Below are 20,066 nucleotides of genomic sequence, written 5' to 3'. Positions count from 1 at the left end.
CCTGTTCTAGTGCCGCTTGTGCAACCTCAAAAAGCCCACAAGATCGAACTCAATATCGACTACCCCTGCCCCTGCCGACGGCGCGGACGTTTGACTCCGATTACGCTCACCGAAGCCTTTGGGTGTAGTCGCTGTCAACAGATCTTTGTCGTTGAAGAAGGCGGATACGTTATCGAGCAGTTGTCTACGAGCTATCCCTATAAGCGATCGTGGCGCTGGACAGGGCATCAGTGGAATGTGGTGCACCCCGGTCTAGGCGATAGCTATCTGCCTCTAGCGTTAGGAATTGTGCTGGTGCTGCTGAGTATTGGGCTACCTGTGGCGCTGCGAAGCTCCTCCAACGTGAATATCATTCTCTGGGCGATCGTGGCGCTGTTGTTGGCAGTCTTGCCCGCGCTCATGGTCTGGCTGGCTTATCGGCGTTGACCCATGACTAATGACTCTTTGGGGACTGTTTTAGACCCGACCGCTGCTATCCAAAACGCCCACCGAGCTTCTCTACAACTCGCGACTATCAAGGGAACCGTTCGCAGTCGGGCGGTTCAGATTATGGCGCAGGCGCTCAAGCGGCATCAGGACGAAATTTTGGAGTCCAATACGATCGACCTAGAGATGAGTCGAGAAATGGCCGTCCCTGAGTTGTTGCTGGAGTGGCTCAAACTGACCCCAGAGCGGATTCAAAACACCGTCCAGATTTTGCAACATCTGAGCGAGTTGCCTGATCCGATCGGTCGCGTCATGACCGCAAACTTTCAGGTGGATCAGTGCCAGACCTATTCGCAAATGATGCCTTTGGGGGTGATTGCCCTAGTCTATGAGGCGTTTCCCGAATTGGGCGCGATCGCCGCAGGTCTCTGTGTTAAAACAGGGAATAGTCTGATTCTTAAAGGCGGCAGTGAGGCGAGTCATTCCAACGCGGTGATTGCTCAAGCCCTGCAAGAAGCGATCGAAGATGCAGAACTTCCAATCGGTTGTTTACAACCCCTCCCGGCGGATCAGGGGTCTTCGATTCGGGATTTGGTGATCCACGATCGCTATTTGAATCTAGTGATCCCCTATGGTCGGCCAAGTCTGGTGCAGCAAGTGGTTCGGCAGTCGGCAGCGCCTGTATTAAAGTCGGCGATGGGCAATTGTTATCTCTATTGGTCGCCCTCTGGCAGCCTCGAATCGGCACGCTGGATGATTTTGGATAGTCACATGAGTGAGCCTGATCCGGTGAATGCGATCGAGAAAGTCTTAATCCATCGACAACAAAATCCTTCTTCTCTGACCATGCTGTGGAGTAGTCTGCGAGAAAAGGGATTTGAGGTACGCGGTGATGCTCAGTTGGTCAGCGACTTTCCAGAACTGATCCCCACAGAAGAGACTGAATGGAATCAGGCCTATCTCGATCGCGTCGTTGCTTTCAAAGTTGTGGATAATCTGGAGGGCGCGATTGATTGGGTCAATCATCACAGTAGCGGTCATGCCGACTGTCTAGCGACAGAATCCTATCAAGAGAGCCGCCAATTTGCCCTGGGGGTCAACAGTGCTTCCACTTACATCAACGCTTCCCCGCGTTTTTACCGCAACCCCAAACGAGGTGACGCAATTTTTCTAGGCATGTCTAACCAAAAAGGTCACCGCCGGGGCTTGATTGGACTGGAGACGCTGACGACGATGAAGCATATTGTGCAGGGGACTGGGCAGTTTTGAGGAAGGACGATCGCCGACTGATCTACTGGCTACAGGTTAGGACTGTAAATTTAATAACCCCGAAGACTAGAAACGCAGCGATTTGAAGCGTTGGCGGTGGTATAGATAACGGTTTTATTTAGTTCACAATCTTTAACGTAACGTCAGTTCGATGAGAGTGACTCGCTTCGTTTCGATCGGCTTCAGCCCCCTAAATCCCCCACAAGTGAGGGACTTTGAACGAGAAATATTGTCTCAAAGTCCCCCAAAATTGGGGGGTTGGGGGGCAGAAGTGCTGAATAACGAAGCGAGAAAATTCCATCGAATTCACGTTAACGTAGAGGCAATTTTCTCTCATACCCAAAAGTTTTAGGGTGGTCAAAGATTGCCTCTACACTCAGTCATTAGTTCAAAAGTAGTTCAACAGTGCGATGGAAAATCGATCGCGATTCTCACAGGCCGCTTTCTACTCGTCGCCTGCCAGTTTGACCTTGGTTGCTAATCCCAGAGCTTGTAGTAGCTGGATCGTCATCCAGGTCATGTCGATTTCCCACCACTTGATGCCGTGACGAGCCGAAAATTGGTAAGCGTGGTGGTTGTTGTGCCAGCCTTCGCCATAGGTCAAGATCGCCACCCACCAGCAATTTTTGGAGTGATCGCCTGACTCATAGGTCTGATAACCAAACTTGTGTGTCGCGCTGTTGACAAACCAGGTGCAATGAAACACCGCCACCAGTCTGACAAACACGCCCCATACCACAAAGGGCCAACCACCCAGCAAATAAAGAATGATGCCTAAACCGATTTGAATCGGAAAGAAAAACTTTTGCAAAAAGAGATAAAACGGATCGTTAGCAATGTCTTTGGTGTATCGGCCAATTTCGTCTCTACAAGGAACTTCATAGAGCATCCAACCCATGTGGCTCCACCAGAAACCTTTGTTGGAATCGTGGGGATCAGCCGCTTGATCAGAATGTAAGTGGTGCATCCGGTGCATCCCAATCCAGTCGATCGGCGCACCCTGGCAAGAAAGCGCTCCACAAAACACCAAAAAATACTCCAACCATTTGGGAGTCTGAAAACTCCGATGTGTCACCAGACGATGAAATCCCAATGTAATCCCCAAACCACCTGTAACCCAGTGTAGAAAAACCGCTACACCCACGGCTGCCCAGCTAAAGTTGCTCGGCAAGAGCGCAAAGAGCGCCCCAATATGCACCGCAGCCATAAATAAAATGACGGGCATATCTAAGCGAAGTTGTTTTGAAGTTGCGACAGTCATGCAGTTGTCTCGATATTTTGAATACAGTGCCTATAGTCTGTACGAAGAAGTGACCTGAATGGGAAGCGCTGTCGTCAAGGGGAGCAGGGCCGTATAATGAGTTCCCGATGTCTCCGATCTGGTGAACAGGCTGTCCAGGCAGGTTAAACCGACTCGCAAACTTCACTTTAGCGTTCTCACCCACAAAAGGCAGATGGATAGCTCGACAAAGCTGCGACAAGCAGAACAAGCACTGATCCCGATTTTTTCTGGTATTGACTCTCAGGTCAAGGAAAATCTGAAACGAGTTTTGGCGGCCTATCGAAATCATCGAGTCGGGGTGCATCATTTTTCTAGCGTTTCGGGTTATGGACACGACGATTTGGGGCGGCAGGTTTTGGATCGCGTCTTTGCCGAAATTGTGGGCGCAGAAGCAGCCGCAGTCAGGGTTCAGTTTGTTTCGGGAACTCATGCGATCGCGTCCGCCCTATATGGTGTTCTACGTCCAGGGGACGAAATGTTGGCGGTGGCGGGGCCCCCTTATGACACGTTAGAAGAAGTGATCGGCTTGCGAGGCACAGGGCAAGGCTCGCTTAAGGAATTTGGAATTGCCTATCGACAGTTGGACTTGACCCCAGAGGGCACCATCGATTGGCATCGATTACAACATGCGATCAATCCCAATACTCGTTTGGTGTCGATTCAGCGATCGTGCGGCTATTCCTGGCGACCCAGTTTGTCGATTTCTGACATCGAAAAAATTGTTTACATCGTCAAACAGCAAAATCCTCAGACGGTCTGCTTTGTTGATAACTGCTATGGCGAATTTGTCGAAGATCGAGAACCAACGGCGGTAGGGGCTGATCTAATGGCGGGATCGCTGATCAAAAATCCAGGGGGCACGATCGTCACCGCAGGCGGCTATGTGGCTGGTCGGGCCGATCTGGTTGAGGCGGCCGCCTGTCGGTTGACAGCTCCGGGGATTGGCAGCTTTGGTGGAGCAACCTTTGATCAAAATCGGCTGCTCTTTCAGGGACTTTTTCTCGCGCCTCAGATGGTGGGTGAAGCGGTGAAGGGCAACCATTTGACGGCTTACGTGTTTGAGCAGTTGGGCTATTTGGTAAATCCTCGACCGATGGAACCTCGCAGAGACGTGATTCAGGCGATCAAGCTGGGTTCACCCGAAAAGATTATTGCGTTCTGTCGATCGATTCAGCAAAATTCGCCGATCGGTTCCTATCTCGATCCGGTTCCTGGCGAGATGCATGGCTACGAGAGCGAACTGGTGATGGCAGGGGGCACCTTTATCGACGGCAGCACTTCAGAATTTTCGGCGGATGGGCCACTGAGAGATCCGTATGTTGTTTTCTGTCAGGGTGGGACTCACTGGACTCACATCGCCATCGCATTAGAAGCGGCGATCGAGGCAGTTGGGCAACCCGATCGTTAAATTTTGACTTTTTAGAAGCGAGTTAACCAGGCTATTGGGGGCGGGCTTTGTCAGTAAATAGTCGGATATTTTCCTAATTACGTAAGGTGTCGATCGCTGCATTTGCTTACGTGCCAAAAATTAGGGGCATGATTGCTTAAGTGTCGATCGTGCTTCCACCAGTCCTCGACCTTGATCAACTTTATTTTCTTAAATAGCATCTCAGTGATTCGCGGGTATACTTTTGATAGTTCTTGCTAAAGTCACGTAGTGGTGTCTCTGTTGACGCAGTTCGCCGCCAGGTTAAACAGTATTTTCACGGATACATCAACTCAGTCAAAAGGCGGCTTAAGAAAAAATACATAAAAAATACATAGTAGGAGGCGACGTTGAGCACCTCTCAAAGTTTGTTGGCTGAGTTGAAAAATTCTCAAGCTTTAAGAAACAGAAGAGGTCTTGCTTCAACCCAGTTTTAGGCAGCTTCTAACTTCTCGACAGCTAAGTGCCTGCATGAATTTTTGTGGAACAGCGTTTTGGACAGGCGTTTGAGGAACCCTGTTTGTGACCACTCAACTCTGTAACTCGATCGCGCTTTATTCAAGCACTCTTCTAAACATCCTTCTAAGCATTGTGTGAGGATTCTCAATGTCACCATTTACCCGACATATCACTCTAATCTCCTGGGGACTGATCGCCCTTGCGCCCGCTGCGGCAGCCCAGACCCCAACTCAATCCGTGTCGCCCCACAAAGCCTTTGAGCGGGCATTCTACGTTAACGAGGTGTGGAAGCATCCCGCTTTTGAGACAGTCAAGCCCAGCAAGCCTGCTCCAGAATCTGTTGAAGCGATCAAACCCAAAACGACGGATGTCTCTAAGGTCGCCCAAACCGCTACGCCTCCTGTAGCTCCTCCCACTGCCACACTTCCCCCGCCCCCTGTGCCCACGTTCTCGCCTCGAATCGGGGTTCGCTACAACAGTCAAGGCGCAGGAATCAATCAGGTAGTTGGCGTTGAAGGCTTTATTCCCCTGTCGCAAACGCCTGTTCAGCGGATCACATTCTTGGAAGGACGTGCGCTTTACGACACCGAAAATCGCGCCTTTGGTGGCAACTTTCTCGTCGGCTACCGTGCCTTAAATCCTCAAAACCAGCGCATTTTGGGCGGCTACTTGGCTTATGATAATCGCGACACAGGCAACAGCTTCTTTCATCAACTGGGTGCAGGCGTTGAAACTTTGGGTGAAGACTGGGATGCGCGAGCGAATGTTTATGTGCCGATCGGGGCAACGCGCAATCAGCTAGGAGAAGCATATCGTGGAGCGACCTTTCAGCAAAACTCACTGGTTCTCGATCGCTTTCGTCAATATGAAGCGGGACTGGCTGGGGTGGATGTGGAGTATGGGCGCAAGCTGACCAATCTCGGACAAAGTGGCTCTCTGCGCAGCTATGCGGGATTGTATTACTACGCAGGCAATGAGGGCGATGATGCGTTGGGGGGGCGAGTGCGGTTGGCGGCAAAGATCAATGAGTTTGCGGCGATCGGCTTCACCGTTCAGCACGATTCTCTATTTGACACGAGAGCGTTTGTCAATGTGGGACTGAGTTTTCCTGGAAATGCAGCGCGAGGAGAAGACCGCAATCTGACGATCGTGTCTCGGTTGGGCAGTTCTGTCGAGCGGACGATGAGTGTCACTGTAGATGAACAGCAAGATCGCGATCGCGTAATTGCTTTGGCACCCGGAACTAATCAGCCTTTGCAAGTGGTTCACGTTGAGTTAGGAACGGCGGGCGGAAACGGGACGGTCGAGAGTCCGTTTGGGACGGTCAATCAAGCTTTAAATTCAGCCTCGAATGGGGTGGTGTACGTGCGTTCTGGCACTAATCCTGGAGTTGCAGGGTTTACAGTCCCAGCGGGTGTCAGCGTGTTGTCTAATGCGGTGCCCCAAACTGTTAGAACGGCGCAGAGCGATCGTGTCCTTCTCCCTCAGTCGGGGAGCGGAGTTTTGCCAAATGTGACGAGTACGATTACGCTCGGTAGCGATTCAGCGTTGTCTGGTTTTCGGATCACGCCTGATACTGGGTCAGCGATCGCTGCAAACAACGTTTCAGGAAATGTCTCGATTACCGATAACGTGATTCCAACTATGAATGGCGTTGCTCCAGGAATCAGCGTTGAAAATGACTCAGTGCCCGTCAATCTTACGATCGCTCGTAACACCATCACGGATACCAGAGCCGAAGGCATTTTTGTTAGAAGCCGAGGAACCGCACAAACTACAGCAACGGTAACTGATAATTCAACGGCTGATACGATCGCATCGGGAATCAAAATCTTCACGCTCGATGACGCTCAGTTAAACGCTAACGTTGCCAACAATACTGTCACTACAAATCAATCAACAATCGGTCAAGATGGTGCAATTCGCATCGGAACTTTTAACAACGGACGAGTTGAAGTGACCGTCGCTAACAATATGATTCGAGACAACGAAAGTAATGGGTTGTTTATCGGATCAGAAGATACTTCGATCGTGCGTGCCAACATTCTCAACAACACTGCGACAAATAACTTGGGGATTGGTTTATTTTTTGGAGCAAGACAATCGAGCAAAGAAATTGGCTTCATCTCTGGCAACACCGTTTCGCGCAACCGACTTAATCCCAACATTGATCCGCCTGGATTCCCCAGTGGACATGGCATCTTTGTCGGCGCACAAGAACGAGCCGAGAACATCACCACGATTTCTAACAACACGGCGATCAACAACGAACAAAACGGAATCTTTGCCTTTGTCGCCAATCAGGGTAAAGGAACCTTCAACATTCTCAACAACACAGCCAACAACAATCGCCGGAATGGAATCGAAGTCAACGTTGGCTTGAATCCGCCCCCTCCACCGCCCAATCCGATTATTCTGCCTCTGCCGCCTGTCGGGACAGTTCAAGGCGTTGCGATCGTCAATAACAATACGGCGATCGGCAATGTGGGCGAAGGCCCTCCAGGACAAGAAGGCGGCGGCATCATCGTGGTGGCTTTTAACAACGCAGCGCTTCAGATCTCAATGCAGGGCAACCAACTTCGCGGCAATGCAACGTTTACCAACGGATTTGCCGGGATTGGGATGGTGAGTTTGGACAATGCCCGCCTCTTTGCTAATGTCCGATTTAATACGTTTGCGCAAAATGCCGCCCCCGGCTTCAATGCTCAATCTACCGGAAGCAGCGGGGTCTGTCTCAAGTTAAACAACAACACCAGTGACAGTCCGCTCATTGTGGGACGAGGAACTGGGACAACCTTCCAGGCTGACACGCTGGGGAATGCTGGCCCGCCTGTGATTCAGTCGGGGTTGCCAATTAGCGCGATCGGAGACTGTGTAGTTCCGTAAGCTTTGGACTTTAGACTTTGGGCCGAAAAGCATTTAGAGCCTTTAGTCTTTAGTCCTCTTTTCTGCTCCTCAAACACAGCACAAAAAAAGTTGAACACAAACGATCGTGGTTCAACTCAATGAATATTATTCAACGGACTAATCCATTACTTGAGAAACGGTAAAGGGTGAACCACAACTGACCACGGCATCTACTTTGCACCTGGAGGACTAGAATGCTTCACCTGATTGAGAAAACATTCACCCTTTACCGTCCGTTATTTTTTATCCCACGCTCATCGGAGAAATCGCAAAAACAAGCTTGTCTTGTTCACCTAGCTGTACTTCTAATGGGTAGGTTTTATTGGGAGATAAATCCCGTAACTCTAGATTGAGACGGCCTGCATCCGGACGATCGGCGAAGGCTTGCCATTCTTCACCCTGCAACTGTAGGCTGCCACCACAAGGGAGATCTGCTTCTACCTTGAGCCGCACCGATCCTTGACTGAGTTGATATTCAGCCTGCAAGGTCAGCAGCCCTTGATCGGTTAGCCATTGTCGATCGACTTTGGGTTGACTGGGTGTGACGGTTAGCGTCAGAGACCCCAAAATTTCACGGACTGCCATCATCGACAAGGCCATTTGTTGAGGCTCGATCGCATCGTCAAAGCTAGTGGGTAGGTCAGTTTCGGGTAAGAGCGTCCCCGCAGAACGGGCCGGAGCCACTGTGACTAATCTAGCGACATCGTTAAGCAGTTGAGTCTGCCCTGGAAACAGAGCATCCACCGCCTTGACGAGTTTTGCCCCCTCGCGCAAAGAAGACAAAACCACCGCTTCACACCGTTCTAAAAGCTGCACCAAAACGGTTTCGGGCAGGGCAACAGGCAGACTGAGATTGCGGAGTTGAGCCATCCACAATGAGGCTGTTGAGAACACAGGACTGGTGACGCTCGCTGGTTCCGATCGGTAGTCAGAAATTTCTTTCTCCCACGGAAACAGCGGCGGCTTTTGTTGAATTTCAATTTGAAGGCGACGTTTCAGCAGCGCATGAAAACGGTCTTGCACAGCAGGTATCTCTCCCGGTTTTAGTAACATATCCTCCTTGAAGAGGTTGGGTTGGCTCGACTCAGAGACCTCCGATGTAAAGTCTTGTGAATGAGTTGCGTCTTCTGCGAGGTCGGCAAGGATCAGGGGATCAATGCTTTCGAGATCGGCAGGATTCGTCAAACCCAGTTCTTGCAATAACTTCAGGTAACTTCTTTGTTTAGCCTCTGAGTCGTAATCCATTTGATAACACCCTATTCATCAGGAGTTGAACTTCCTCCGGAATCTTGGTCATTACGAATTTCCCAAGCGATTTCCAGAAGTTTGTACCACTGTTTTTGGACTTGATTGACCGTACAACCCAGCGATTGCGCGATCGTAGCATCGGTTGCCCGTTCCTGCTTCAGCTTCAACAATTCGCCTTGCTGAGTCGTGATTTTGTCGTGTAGCGTCTGCCACTGTCGATTCGATAGTCCCAGATTGCGCTCCAGGTCAGCCTCTAGCCACTGATGCACCAGTTCCCAATTGCTGGAGAAGGCAAATCGAATCAGGTGATATTTAAATCGCTGCTGAAGATAATCGCGCTGACGAGACGTTAGCCCCAAAATTTGCTCGATTTCGTTGGCGGGCAGATCTCTCAGACGCAGCGTAAAGTAGTCAATACAATCATTTTGCTTGCGTTCTTCGAGATAGGCAATCAACTCTTTGATCACCGTCTGCCGCAGCGTGTCTTCTTCAATTTCTGGCTCTTGAGCCACCATTTGCTCACGAACCTGCTGAATCGAGGCCACATTCCAGGGCGTTTCGGACTCTGACAGTGTGCCCTCGGCTGCCCGCTCCATATCAACCAGGGTCTCGGAAGGCTGCTGTTGAGAAAAGGTTTGTGCTCTGAGAATGATCAATTGCTGGTTACGGTTGCCGGGAAGGGGGATTCGCCGTTTGCCGTAGCGCTCAGAAAACGCCATGTACTCAGCTAGATCTAGCAGTGATTTGGGCGTATACATCGAGCCGACCTGCGTTTCTCGACGAAAAGCGGTGAGGGCTTCGACATAAAAGCCTTGTAAAAAGTCTTCGATCAGCGTCAATCGAGCTTGATAGCTGGACTGACTTTGGATGGGATTGATATAGCGATAAACGACCGCGCTGAGGTTGCTGTGTAGCTCTACCCGACCACGCCGAGATCCGAGTCGGTAGTAGCCCAAACATTGCTCTAGCCGATGCCGAGCCAGCGCCGTTGCCCAAGCGTCTGCTTCTCCGGAGGCTTGAATGCGTTTGCTTTCAGAGCAGATTCTGACCACCTCTTGGGTCAAGCGATCGGCAACATCACGGCAATTTTGCTCAGAGGCAGTGGTTGCTTGTTGCAGTTCGCTCAACAGAAGTTCAAAGATGGCATCCACGCTCTGGCAGACATCCCCCACGATTTCTAGTGTCTTACAAATCAATTGCTTACTCTCAATTTGGTTTTGACGAGGTATCGATCACAATGAATGTAGGTAGAAGAAACCCCTGAAATTTAGATGGATTGGTGAAATGGATCTAGACCAACAAATTCAGGCACTCATCAAGGGTGCGCCGCAGGATGGAAATACGCCTCAGCTGATTGAGTCGATCGCTCCTGTGCTTAAGTTGCTGGCTGGTCGCTTGCGTCATCTGGAGTATTACGTGATGCAAACGCTAGATAACGATTGGGTGATGTTTACTTTGAGCCATCGTACCCAAACGGAAGTAGAGAAGAACGTGATTTACGCTTTCCCGACGCTCAAAGACGTGTCCGCAGGTTCCTTTTCCCGCTCTGATCCCAACCTGATTGCGCTACCTGTTTCGGTCGTAGACATTCTGTTTCAAATGCTGGCGATGAATACAATCTTCAGCACCATTTTTTTTGAAACACCGGGGAACGTGACGATCGGGACAGAGATTCAACGAGGTGAGCTAGAGCAATTAATCCATCAATATTGGCAAAGTTCGGTAGATGCTGCTTCTCAAACGAATATTCCGAGTGATATTGCTTGAGTGATTTCTGGTAGATTACAGCACTGAGATGCTTAAGTTGGGACTGTAGGGTTTGGTCAAGTTGTGGATTTAAGTTTCCACAGGTTCAAAGTTTCAGTTCCAACTCCTTAAGTTGAATTTTTGATGGCAACCGCTGATTTATGATTTCGCTTCTGATTGTACCGAGTAATTACGGAGTTATTTGCAAGTTAACTAATTCAAACAGAATTCTTAAACAAATTGATGCTTAGTTCATGAAATCTTTACGTAAAAGCTCCTGCTATGTGACGGAGATCACGATGTGATTTGAAGTTAATATCAATTAAAACGTGATTGCGTTAAATTCGTAGAATTAACTAATCATTAGGCAAAAAAACAAGATTTTTTCAGCAATTTGACGGTTATTTCAATTATTTAATACAAATGACGTAGCATCTTTCTGTAAATTTACTCTATTCCCTTTTAAAACACTTACGTATTGCACAATTTACCCATTTCTTCTAATTAAGAACTTTTTAGAAATTAGATCGCCAAACTGTTTAGCAATCAGTAAAAACAACTGCGTGAATTCTAAACATTGGACTCTAGGTTCTAAAGATTGGACATGGACATGGGACATTGGCGATCGTCTAAAGTCTTCGGTCTCCATCTTTTCTTTAGCGAGCAGATTTTACGCTCTCGACTTTTTGCAGCATTCCATCAAGGAGGATGTTGATCACGGGGCGCTGACGCACTTTAATATTGACCGTCAAAGACATGCCCGACTGGAGCGGAATAGTACGACCTTGGATGGTGAGCGATTGTTGATCGAGGCGAATCGTCGCTGGAAAGCTGTAAAACGGACGAATCTGGGTCGGGGGCAGCGCATCAGAGCCGATCGCCACTAACTGCCCTTTGATGTCGCCAAACTCGTTAAACGGGAAGGAATCGATTCTCACGTCCACGGGCATTCCTTCTTTGACAAACCCGATGTCCTGGTTGGTGATGAAAATTTTGGCGGTGAGCGCGTTGTTGGGCACGACTTTGAGAATCGGCTCGGTCGAGCTAACGACAAATCCCGGATTAGCTGCTTTGAGGTCGAATATTGTGCCGTCGGCGGGGGCGCGAAGCTCTTGATACTTTAAGGTGACTTGAGTTTGGCTGAGTTGACCATCGATTTCAGTAATTTTCTTTTGGTTTTCGACGATCGCTTTATTTAACTGACTGTCAATTTCGGCAATTTTCTTTTCGTTGTCTGTAATTTTTACCCATATATCCTGAGTCGAGAGGGCGATCGTATTTTTGAGGCGTTGATCAGACTGAGCGATCGCCAGCTTTAGACGCTCCTCTTCCTGTATGAGTTGAGTCACTTCGGCTTGATTGGTTCTCAGTTCTTGCTGCTGTTTGAGAAACTGAATCCGAGAAATGCCGCCTTCTCTGGCGACGGGTTCAAGGTCGCGGTTGATTCCCTGGTTAATGGCTGCAATATCTTGGGCGCTGGCAAGTCTAGTCTGAGTTTGTTGAAGCTGACGTTTTAGCTGTTCGGTTTCGAGTTGTGCAGTTGCCGTTCGAGATGTTTTTTCTTGCTGACTGGCGCGCAAACGCAGTTGTTGGTCGGCGGTTAGATTGCTTGATGAATCGTTGAGTTGCGATCGATAGAGTTGATTTTCTGACACCAATCCCAAACGATTTTTGGTCAACGCTGCTAATTCTGGCGACCTCACTGTTTCGTCTATTTGGGTCATGGAACCTGCAATTGCTGCTTGATAAAACTGCTTTTCTTGGATCAATCCAGTCCGAATTTTTTGTAATGAAGTTAGCTGTGCCTGTGCGCTAGTGGAATCTAACGTCAGGAGCAAATCTCCCTGGTTTACCGACTGACCTTCTTTGACATAGACCGCCTTCACCACGCCATTTACAGGAGCTTGAATTTCTTTAACTGACCCTTGAGGTTCGAGTTTTCCGGTCGCGGGAATGGCTTCCTCAACTTTGGCCACACCGGCCCAGACCAAACTAAATGTGGTGACACTGACAATGCCCCAAACGATCGCACGCGAGAGGAAGGGCGATCGCTGTAGAATAACAGGCTGGTCAAACTGAGTCGTCATACACTAGCCGCCTCCTGCTGTTGGTAAAGGCAAAAATATCGACCTTTGAGTGAAATTAAGTCGGCATGAGTGCCCTGCTCAGCAACCAATCCTTGATCGAGTAAAAGAATGGTGTCTGCGTTGCGAATGGTGCTGAGACGATGGGTAATAAAAAAGACGGTGCGACCTCTAAAAGCCTGTGCCAGATTGAGACAGACTTGACGTTCTGATTCGTAATCTAGGGCGCTGGTGGCTTCGTCGAGAATGAGTAAGCGGGGATTTTGAAGAATGGTACGAGCGATCGCAATCCGTTGTCGTTGGCCACCCGATAGTGATGATCCGCGTTCACCGACTCTAGTGTTATAGCCATTCGCTAGATCCATGATAAAGTCATGCGCGGCCGCAATCTTTGCAGCGTTAATAATTTCTTCGGCGGTTGCGTCTGGATAATTCAACGCAATGTTTTCTTGAATGGTGCCCTCAAATAATAAAGTGTCTTGCGGAACGATTCCAATCTGTCGTCTGAGTGAGTAAAGCTCAACTTTGTTAATGTCGTATTGGTCGATGAGAATGCGACCCGACTCCAGTGGATAGAGGCGCGGTAACAGCTTCATCAAGGTACTTTTGCCCGATCCACTTTGCCCCACCACGCCGACAAATGAGCCTGCCGGAAATTCTAAACTGACATTGTTTAATTGAAGTGGCCCTGTCGGATTAAAGCGAAATGACACATTTTCATATTTGACGGTGCCCTGAATGACTGGCATAGGAATATTTTGGCGATCGACCTCCGTCGCTTCGAGCGGCGTATCTAAAATGTCGCTGAGACGCTCTAAAGACAGGGCGGTTTCCTGGAAGTTTTGCCAAAGTTGAGTGAGACGCAGTAGTGGACTTGTGACGTAGCCTGCAATGATCCGAAAGGCAATCAATTGACCCAGTGTAATTTGCCCCTGTAGCACCAGATAAGCGCCCACCCACAGCACGAGCAATCCTGACAGTTGATTGAGAAAATTACTTGTAGAACTGGCTGCCGTAAAGGTGAGAACCGTCTTAAACCCAGCACTCACGTAACGGGCGTATCGTTCTTGCCACTGCCAGCGCGATCGCAGTTCGATATTTTGAGCCTTCACCGTCTGAATGCCGGACAGCACCTCGACCAGATGCGATTGGGCTTCGGCGTTTCGTTCGGCTTTGACGCGCAGTTGACGACGCACGATTGGAGACGTAATTGCGGTTAATGCTGCAAATAAAGGTAACGTGGCTAAAGCCACTAGTGTTAATAGCCAGCTATAAATAAACATCACAACGATGTATATCACAGAGAACACGGCATCTAACACAACGGTTAACGCGGTTCCGGTTAGAAATTGACGGATATTTTCTAGCTCGTTGATTCGGGTGGCTAACTCTCCGACAGGTCGCCGCTCAAAATATCGCAACGGTAATCGCAACAGATGATCGATGATTTCAGAACCCAACGCTAAATCAATTCGATTGGTTGTATCAACAAAGAGATAAGTCCGTAAACTGGTAAGAATTCCTTCAAAGACGGCAATAACGATTAGAAAGATACCCAACACCTGCAACGTATCGGCACTATTTTGCACCAGCACTTTATCGATAATTACCTGAGTCATTAACGGATTTGCTAAACCGAATAGCTGAACGAAAAAGGATGCAACAAAAACCTCAATTAGAATACGACGATATTTGTATAGCGAAGGTAAAAACCAACTTAAGCCAAACTTTCCTGTAGGCGCGCTTTTCGTCGGTTGTAATAGCAGAACTTTGATCGTTTCAGACGGCTCTAAATCTGATGCCAAATCTTCTGGTTTTCGTCGCAAAATTCCCGCTTCTGGAACACCTAAAACGATGGTTTTTTGAGTGACTTCATACAGCACTGCAAAATCACGCCACTGCACGATCGCGGGTGTCTGAAGTCGTCCGATCGCGCTCACGGGCACTTTTACCAATTGGGCTTGCAGTCCGAGCAATTCAGCAACGGCTCCACAGTGCATCAGAGACAATTTTCCAGTGCGATCTTTCTGATTAGACAGTACCCGCCGCACGCCATCGCGTCGAAAAGGAAGTCTCAAATGCTGACTCAACATCTGAAAACAAGCGATCGCCGACTCCAAATCACCGTGACCTCGGACGTGAGGATACTTCTGCTTAACGGAAGCTAGATCAGGTTCAGGGGGGCGATCGGGCGCGTAGGGAATTTCTTCAAGCAATGGGGGCGTTGAGACGATTGGAGCGACTGAAGGGGCAATCAGGGCGCTGGGAAAGCCGATGAGACGCAGATTGGATCTATTGGGAGTGATACGATCGCCGATCGCCTGATCTGGAGACGTAGGGTTGCTGCTAATTAGCCAGGTGTAGGAGTCGTTTGAGGTCTGCGGCGTGTGAACGATCGCCTGTGGGTAAAAAATTAGAGCGAGTTCTTTAAGGGTTTTGGCTCCTGTTTGTTGTAAAAATAATTCGCTGTCTGCGCGGCGTTGAAGTTCGATAGTCAGTAGGTCGAATACTTCGATGATAGAAGGACGATTGTAAAAGTAATCAGAAACTTTGGATTCTTGTTTCAGTAATGTTAAAAAAGCTGCAATGGGAAGCGTAATGCAGATTGTTTCAGTGGAAGCGATCGCAGTTTCACAAGCAATTCCTCTGATCCAACTCACCCATCCTAGAATAGCACCGGGCTGTGACCGTTCTAGCGTAATGGGTTCGTGAAAATCGTGCCCTAGCAAACGGACTTGTCCTTCAAACAAAATCGAAATTTGACCCGGCATTTGTTCTCGTGTCAAAATCACCTGTCCCATCCGGTAGCGCAATAACTGCGTTTGGTTGGCAAGGGTGGCGATCGCGGCTTCTGAAAGTTGATCAAAAGGCGCAAGTGTTGCGAGAAAAGTTTGGGTGCTGCTGGTCGTGTAGGTCATGAAGAGGTGAGGAGTCAGGAGTGAGGGGTGAGGAGTCAGGAGGCACCATTTAGAAGCTCAAAGTTCGGAGTTTAAGGTCAATTCCTCGTTGATTTTGGTTTGTAGCCAGCTTTCGTAGAGTTCGGTGAGGAGGCGGTGACGCATGGAGTCGTCGAGCTGGGCGGGGAGAAATTTTTCGAGGCGGACGATAACAATCCAATCGTTGAGGCGGGTGGGAGGAAGAAGCTGTCCGGGTTGGCTGGCTGACAGCATTTTGGCGAGAATGGGATGCGGCGTACTTAGCTCCATTGGGCCGATTAGTCCGCTGGTTTGGGCTTCTTGACCTTGAGAGTATTCACGGGCGAGTTCTGCAAAGGTTTGCTCTCCGTCTTGAATGCGAAAAAAAAGCTCTTGCGCTACCCCTGCATCACTGACGCGAATCAGAGAATAAATCACTTTGTCGAGTTGGGCTTTGCGCTGTAGAAAATGAGATTCTAAGTGATTGCCCCAAGTTGCTTGCTTAAATTTTTCGGTCTTAAGATTGCGTGTGATGAGTTGTTCGAGTTGGCTGGGCGTTAGATGATTTTGCTGTAACCAGGACTGGCGATCGCTCTCCGCAACAATCTGATGTTGTTCATAAAACTGCTGACGGGCGGCGATCGTTTCTTCAAAGCTGCACGTTAAGGAAGCGATCGCTGGGTCAACGATCAACTCACGTAATAGCTGCGGCAACAATCGATACTGCGTGAGTAATGCTAGAAGCTTTGAAGGTGCGATCGTTCCTTGTCGAAGCTGCTCTAAAGTAGACTGCTCGGTGATTTCAGCGGTCAATAAACGAGAAGATCCGTTGGCTTGTAAGCTTGCAGTCATGATAATTGCTGGTAACAGAGTTGTTAACCTGGAATTCCCTGATGCAATTGTGACCGTATTCGGAGACAAAAAAGGTTGTGATGAGGTTAACGTGACATTATCAATTGTTTACTATCACTTCTACAATCTCTTTAGCATTAAAAATCTGTAGAAATGCCAGACAGAACATCCCTACAGATAGTGCTATTTTTTCGTTACATTTAGACGATCGTAACGGCGTTAGGCTGTGTCCATTTCAGCGTTGCCAGCAGATCGTCGCCACTGCTAACCAGGGTATCCAATCCACTTGCAGTCACATTCAATACAGCGTTGGCAGATAAACCGCTACCGCGATTGATGCGATCGTTAGAACCAAATCCAACAATCGTCACCGATCCCATTCCGGCATCCAAAACGAATCGATCGTGGCCGCTTCCGGTATAAACGGTGTCATTCCCTGTACCAGATGCGATCGTATTGTTGCCTTGACCTCCATAGATTAGATCGTCTCCTGCCCCTGTGTTAATCGTGTCATTCCCGGAGCCAGCGTAAATGAGATCTTTACCATTCCCAGTCGTGACTCGATTATTACCTTCGCCAGCGTAGATTTTGTTGTTGCCGTTGCTGAGATTGAAGGTGTCATTCTGTGATCCTCCATAGGCAATATCGTTGCCGTCACCAGTATTGAAGACATCATTACCGCCGCCACCAAAAAGTGTGTTGTTCCCGTTTCCTGCAACAAACAACTCATCTTTTGCAGTGCCATACAGTTTGTTGTCTCCGTCGCCTCCCTCAATTAATGTGGTTGGCAATCCCACACCCGCCAGACCAACCCGTGGGTCGAGGTTTAAGGACTGATCAAGGGTGAGTAGAATGCTCTCATTGTTATCGATCGCTGGAGGTCTGCCAATCGAAAACGGATAGTTATTATCATTGGCAACGAGAATAGTATTCGCATCAATGACCAAAACATCCTCGATCGTTTGGAAGGGAAATCTAAAGGTGGTGCTGCCGTCTTGATTCAGATCATTGGGGTCTTGAATATTCAGCAGGTTAGCCACTTCTTCTTTAGCCACAAACCCATTGGCATCTTTTTTCGACAGATCCACTTTGAAGATCTTCTTAAATTGAGCCGCTGCGCCCTGAGCGTTATCACGTTCGATCACCAAATATTCAGTGGCGTTGATCACGGTGAAATCGCCGATCGCATTGCTGGCTGATTCTAGCTGATAGTAGCCGACCAACCCTTTGAACTGCTTGGAGGCAACATCAAATTCGTGAATCCGCAGCGCATTCTCAGGATCGCCTACTACAAAGCCTTCGAGCAACGGATAGAGCGTCAAGCGATCGGGACTCACAGCCATTCCCTCAAAGCCTCTCGAACCGCCAAGGTTAGCTAGTTTCGTGCCTGCCAAGACATCGGGATTGTCGGGCGATCGCACCAAATCAGCCACCACTTGATCGCGCACTTTGTCACCCGTGCCAGGAAAATCGGTAAAGTAAGCATCGACCCCCAATTGAAGGAATTGTCTAAATTCAGCTTCAGGGTTGCCATTGTAGTTGGCAGCTAGATAGCGCGCCTCGTTGCGGAAGGTGTAGGGATGCACCTGTAAGCCTGCTGCGTGAGCATCTTTGACTAGAGAAGTCGGAGGCAGGGTGGTTTTATCTGCGTCGTTCACGGCTCCATCTGCGTTCACGTCATCGGCTTGACCGTCCCCATTGGCATCCACGCCTTTGACCGAGACAATCATCCGCTTCCAGGGGCCAATTCCGTCGGCATAGGTAGCGATTTCTTTGAGACCATCGGGCGATCGCAGGTCAGCATAGGTGCGTGGGTCGCCACTGACGACAAAATCGTAGGGTTTGATTTCAATCAGCGATCCGTCGAGTCTCACATCTTCTGCGTCGAGAAGCTGAACTAACGGCACATCAATTAGCTGATTTAGCTTTTTGAGATTGCCCACCTCAAAGGACTGAATGAAAACGGGGGAATCTTTTTTGTCCCAGCCATTTTCTTTGAGAATTGCGACTAGAGGTTCTTCGAGCGCCAACGATTGGGGCCCAGGGGTAACAGTCGAAACGTAGGTCGGCTTGCTGAAATAAGTGGGGTGTTTGGTTTCGGGATAAATGCCGATCGTCCGCCCAGTTTCAGCACTTTTTCGCTTTGCCAGATCAATCACTTCTTGCAATGTCGGAACTTCAAACAAACCATTAAAAGACTGATCCCGGAACGGTAATCTTTCTATCGCTCGTAGCGTTTTAATTTCTGCTAACGTGAAGTCTTCAGTAAACCATCCAGTGACCGCAGTCCCGTCAATCATTTTGGTCGTCTTGCGATTCGCAAACTCAGGACGATTAGCGACATCTGTGGTGCCAGAAATCTCATTCTCGTGCCGTGCGATTAAGATTCCATCTTTGGTTGAAACTACGTCAGGCTCAATGAAGTCAGCACCTTGCTCGATCGCTAATTCATAGCTTGCCAAGGTGTGTTCTGGACGCAATCCACTTGCGCCTCGGTGACCCAAAACGAGTGGCGTTTGTCCGTTGAGTGTATTGAGCTTAAAGAAGTTGGGCGTGGGAACAGGCGCATCGAGCAGCTTGCCGCTGGTGTCAAAGTGGAGCAAGTAAGGGCCGAATTCATCCCCAATCCAGATTGTTCCGTCCGCATCAAATACAAAAGATTCAATATCAAAATCGGCTCCTGTTAGCAACCGTTCTGACGTGTCGTTGTTGGTGAGTTTGAACGGTGCTTTCTGGTCAGGATCAGACAGTTGAATAAAATCTAAAACTTTAACACTGCCGTCACCGCTGCCTACTTCTCGAAAATTAGGATCGATGCGGTAGATTCTCAGCAAAAAATCCGAGCTATTTCCCTTTGCTCCAAACCCGTTGTCAGGCATAAACCAGAGAGTCTCTTTGTCTGCAAATTGGACGGCGCTAAACCCCTGTACAGGCTGCCCTGAAAATGGAGAAGGACGATTTGTAGAAACGACATCTTTACCCGCCTGAGGCCCAGGCGCAAACGTGTCAGCAGGAAGTGAAGCGAATCCTTTAAGGGTTGCGTTTGACATATTTTTAGGAATGGTAATGCGATCGATGGGACTCCGAAAAGCAAACTGATTCCCTTCACCAGACGATTGAGTGAAGCGTTGAATTGAGAAAAACCAGGTTTAGTATCGTAGATGTCGATCGTGAATCCAAGTTCGCTAGAAGACATTGAGTATAAGATTTCGTAAAGGATACCGAGATTTTGCGGAGTGTTGCGAATTGTATTAGTTAATAGCCCGCTGCTTACCTGGCGTTAATTAAATTAATCACTTCAGGAATCACGATCGCCAGAAGCTAATTTTTGTAAATCATCTCTATGTGACAGTTTTTGTGACAGTTGAGAAAATGGGTGATTGATCCTGCTACCAGAAGAGGCGCTCCGATAGAGTGAAGCGCAAGTGGTTAGCCGTTAGTAATTTGCCATT

The 20,066-nt window shown here is 48.8% G+C and carries 12 protein-coding genes; 5 read left to right on the top strand and 7 right to left on the bottom strand.

Annotation, left to right across the window (positions count from 1 at the left end; genetic code table 11):
- Positions 1–18: 18 nt before the first annotated feature.
- On the top strand, positions 19–426 hold the full coding sequence (locus ACJ2PR_RS07895) for a hypothetical protein (RefSeq protein WP_446856412.1): 408 nt from the start codon (positions 19–21) through the stop codon (positions 424–426).
- Between the two features lie 3 nt (positions 427–429).
- The gene (locus ACJ2PR_RS07890; protein ID WP_446856411.1) at positions 430–1,695 is read left to right on the top strand and encodes a glutamate-5-semialdehyde dehydrogenase; all 1,266 of its coding nucleotides are present in this window, start codon (positions 430–432) and stop codon (positions 1,693–1,695) included.
- Between the two features lie 445 nt (positions 1,696–2,140).
- Here ACJ2PR_RS07890 and ACJ2PR_RS07885 read toward each other — a convergent pair whose 3' ends face one another.
- Positions 2,141–2,956 carry an acyl-CoA desaturase gene (locus ACJ2PR_RS07885; protein WP_446856410.1) on the bottom strand — a complete coding sequence of 272 codons (816 nt, stop codon included), beginning with the start codon at positions 2,954–2,956 and terminating at the stop codon, positions 2,141–2,143.
- Positions 2,957–3,149: 193 nt separating this feature from the next.
- Between ACJ2PR_RS07885 and ACJ2PR_RS07880 the strand changes: the two genes are divergently transcribed.
- Together ACJ2PR_RS07880 and ACJ2PR_RS07875 are read left to right on the top strand one after the other, a co-directional pair.
- Positions 3,150–4,385: a methionine gamma-lyase family protein gene (locus tag ACJ2PR_RS07880; protein WP_446876623.1), complete on the top strand. Its 1,236-nt coding sequence runs from the start codon at positions 3,150–3,152 to the stop codon at positions 4,383–4,385.
- A 624-nt stretch (positions 4,386–5,009) separates the two neighbouring features.
- Complete coding sequence (locus ACJ2PR_RS07875; RefSeq protein ID WP_446876622.1) at positions 5,010–7,748, top strand: right-handed parallel beta-helix repeat-containing protein; 2,739 nt, start codon at positions 5,010–5,012, stop codon at positions 7,746–7,748.
- A 264-nt stretch (positions 7,749–8,012) separates the two neighbouring features.
- On the opposite strand, the gene ACJ2PR_RS07870 is transcribed toward ACJ2PR_RS07875, so the two are convergent.
- Both ACJ2PR_RS07870 and hetZ read right to left on the bottom strand, forming a co-directional pair.
- Positions 8,013–9,014 (bottom strand): PatU, encoded by a 1,002-nt coding sequence (locus ACJ2PR_RS07870; protein WP_446876621.1) that lies wholly within the window; start codon positions 9,012–9,014, stop codon positions 8,013–8,015.
- Between the two features lie 11 nt (positions 9,015–9,025).
- Positions 9,026–10,213, bottom strand: a complete 1,188-nt coding sequence (gene hetZ, locus ACJ2PR_RS07865; protein WP_446856406.1) for a heterocyst differentiation protein HetZ — start codon at positions 10,211–10,213, stop codon at positions 9,026–9,028.
- Between the two features lie 88 nt (positions 10,214–10,301).
- Here hetZ and ACJ2PR_RS07860 point away from each other — a divergent pair, with 88 nt between their 5' ends.
- Positions 10,302–10,784, top strand: coding sequence for a hypothetical protein (locus ACJ2PR_RS07860; RefSeq protein WP_446876620.1), 483 nt, complete (start codon positions 10,302–10,304; stop codon positions 10,782–10,784).
- Between the two features lie 635 nt (positions 10,785–11,419).
- Here ACJ2PR_RS07860 and ACJ2PR_RS07855 read toward each other — a convergent pair.
- The 4 genes from ACJ2PR_RS07855 to ACJ2PR_RS07840 form a co-directional block, all read right to left on the bottom strand.
- Positions 11,420–12,850: an HlyD family efflux transporter periplasmic adaptor subunit gene (locus tag ACJ2PR_RS07855; protein ID WP_446876619.1), complete on the bottom strand. Its 1,431-nt coding sequence runs from the start codon at positions 12,848–12,850 to the stop codon at positions 11,420–11,422.
- The gene (locus tag ACJ2PR_RS07850; RefSeq protein WP_446876618.1) at positions 12,847–15,765 is read right to left on the bottom strand and encodes a peptidase domain-containing ABC transporter; all 2,919 of its coding nucleotides are present in this window, start codon (positions 15,763–15,765) and stop codon (positions 12,847–12,849) included. Before ACJ2PR_RS07850 ends, ACJ2PR_RS07855 begins: the two co-directional genes overlap by 4 nt.
- A gap of 57 nt (positions 15,766–15,822) precedes the next feature.
- Positions 15,823–16,614: a peptidylprolyl isomerase gene (locus tag ACJ2PR_RS07845; protein WP_446876617.1), complete on the bottom strand. Its 792-nt coding sequence runs from the start codon at positions 16,612–16,614 to the stop codon at positions 15,823–15,825.
- A 200-nt stretch (positions 16,615–16,814) separates the two neighbouring features.
- Positions 16,815–19,664, bottom strand: coding sequence for an esterase-like activity of phytase family protein (locus ACJ2PR_RS07840; protein WP_446876616.1), 2,850 nt, complete (start codon positions 19,662–19,664; stop codon positions 16,815–16,817).
- Between the last annotated feature and the right edge of the window lie 402 nt (positions 19,665–20,066).

It is taken from the genome of Phormidesmis sp. 146-33, assembly GCF_052939515.1.
The sequence above is the reverse complement of the archived record's forward strand: the minus strand, read 5'-3'. Positions and strand labels throughout refer to the sequence as shown.

What these genes read in the sequence shown, in the direction of transcription:
- ACJ2PR_RS07860 (WP_446876620.1), top strand. Translation starts at nt 10,302, where the DNA reads ATGGATCTAGACCAACAAATTCAGGCACTCATCAAGGGTGCGCCGCAG.
- ACJ2PR_RS07890 (WP_446856411.1), top strand. Translation starts at nt 430, where the DNA reads ATGACTAATGACTCTTTGGGGACTGTTTTAGACCCGACCGCTGCTATC.
- ACJ2PR_RS07880 (WP_446876623.1), top strand. Translation starts at nt 3,150, where the DNA reads ATGGATAGCTCGACAAAGCTGCGACAAGCAGAACAAGCACTGATCCCG.
- ACJ2PR_RS07845 (WP_446876617.1), bottom strand. Translation starts at nt 16,614, where the DNA reads ATGACTGCAAGCTTACAAGCCAACGGATCTTCTCGTTTATTGACCGCT.
- ACJ2PR_RS07875 (WP_446876622.1), top strand. Translation starts at nt 5,010, where the DNA reads ATGTCACCATTTACCCGACATATCACTCTAATCTCCTGGGGACTGATC.
- ACJ2PR_RS07850 (WP_446876618.1), bottom strand. Translation starts at nt 15,765, where the DNA reads ATGACCTACACGACCAGCAGCACCCAAACTTTTCTCGCAACACTTGCG.
- ACJ2PR_RS07840 (WP_446876616.1), bottom strand. Translation starts at nt 19,664, where the DNA reads ATGTCAAACGCAACCCTTAAAGGATTCGCTTCACTTCCTGCTGACACG.
- ACJ2PR_RS07885 (WP_446856410.1), bottom strand. Translation starts at nt 2,956, where the DNA reads ATGACTGTCGCAACTTCAAAACAACTTCGCTTAGATATGCCCGTCATT.
- ACJ2PR_RS07870 (WP_446876621.1), bottom strand. Translation starts at nt 9,014, where the DNA reads ATGGATTACGACTCAGAGGCTAAACAAAGAAGTTACCTGAAGTTATTG.
- ACJ2PR_RS07855 (WP_446876619.1), bottom strand. Translation starts at nt 12,850, where the DNA reads ATGACGACTCAGTTTGACCAGCCTGTTATTCTACAGCGATCGCCCTTC.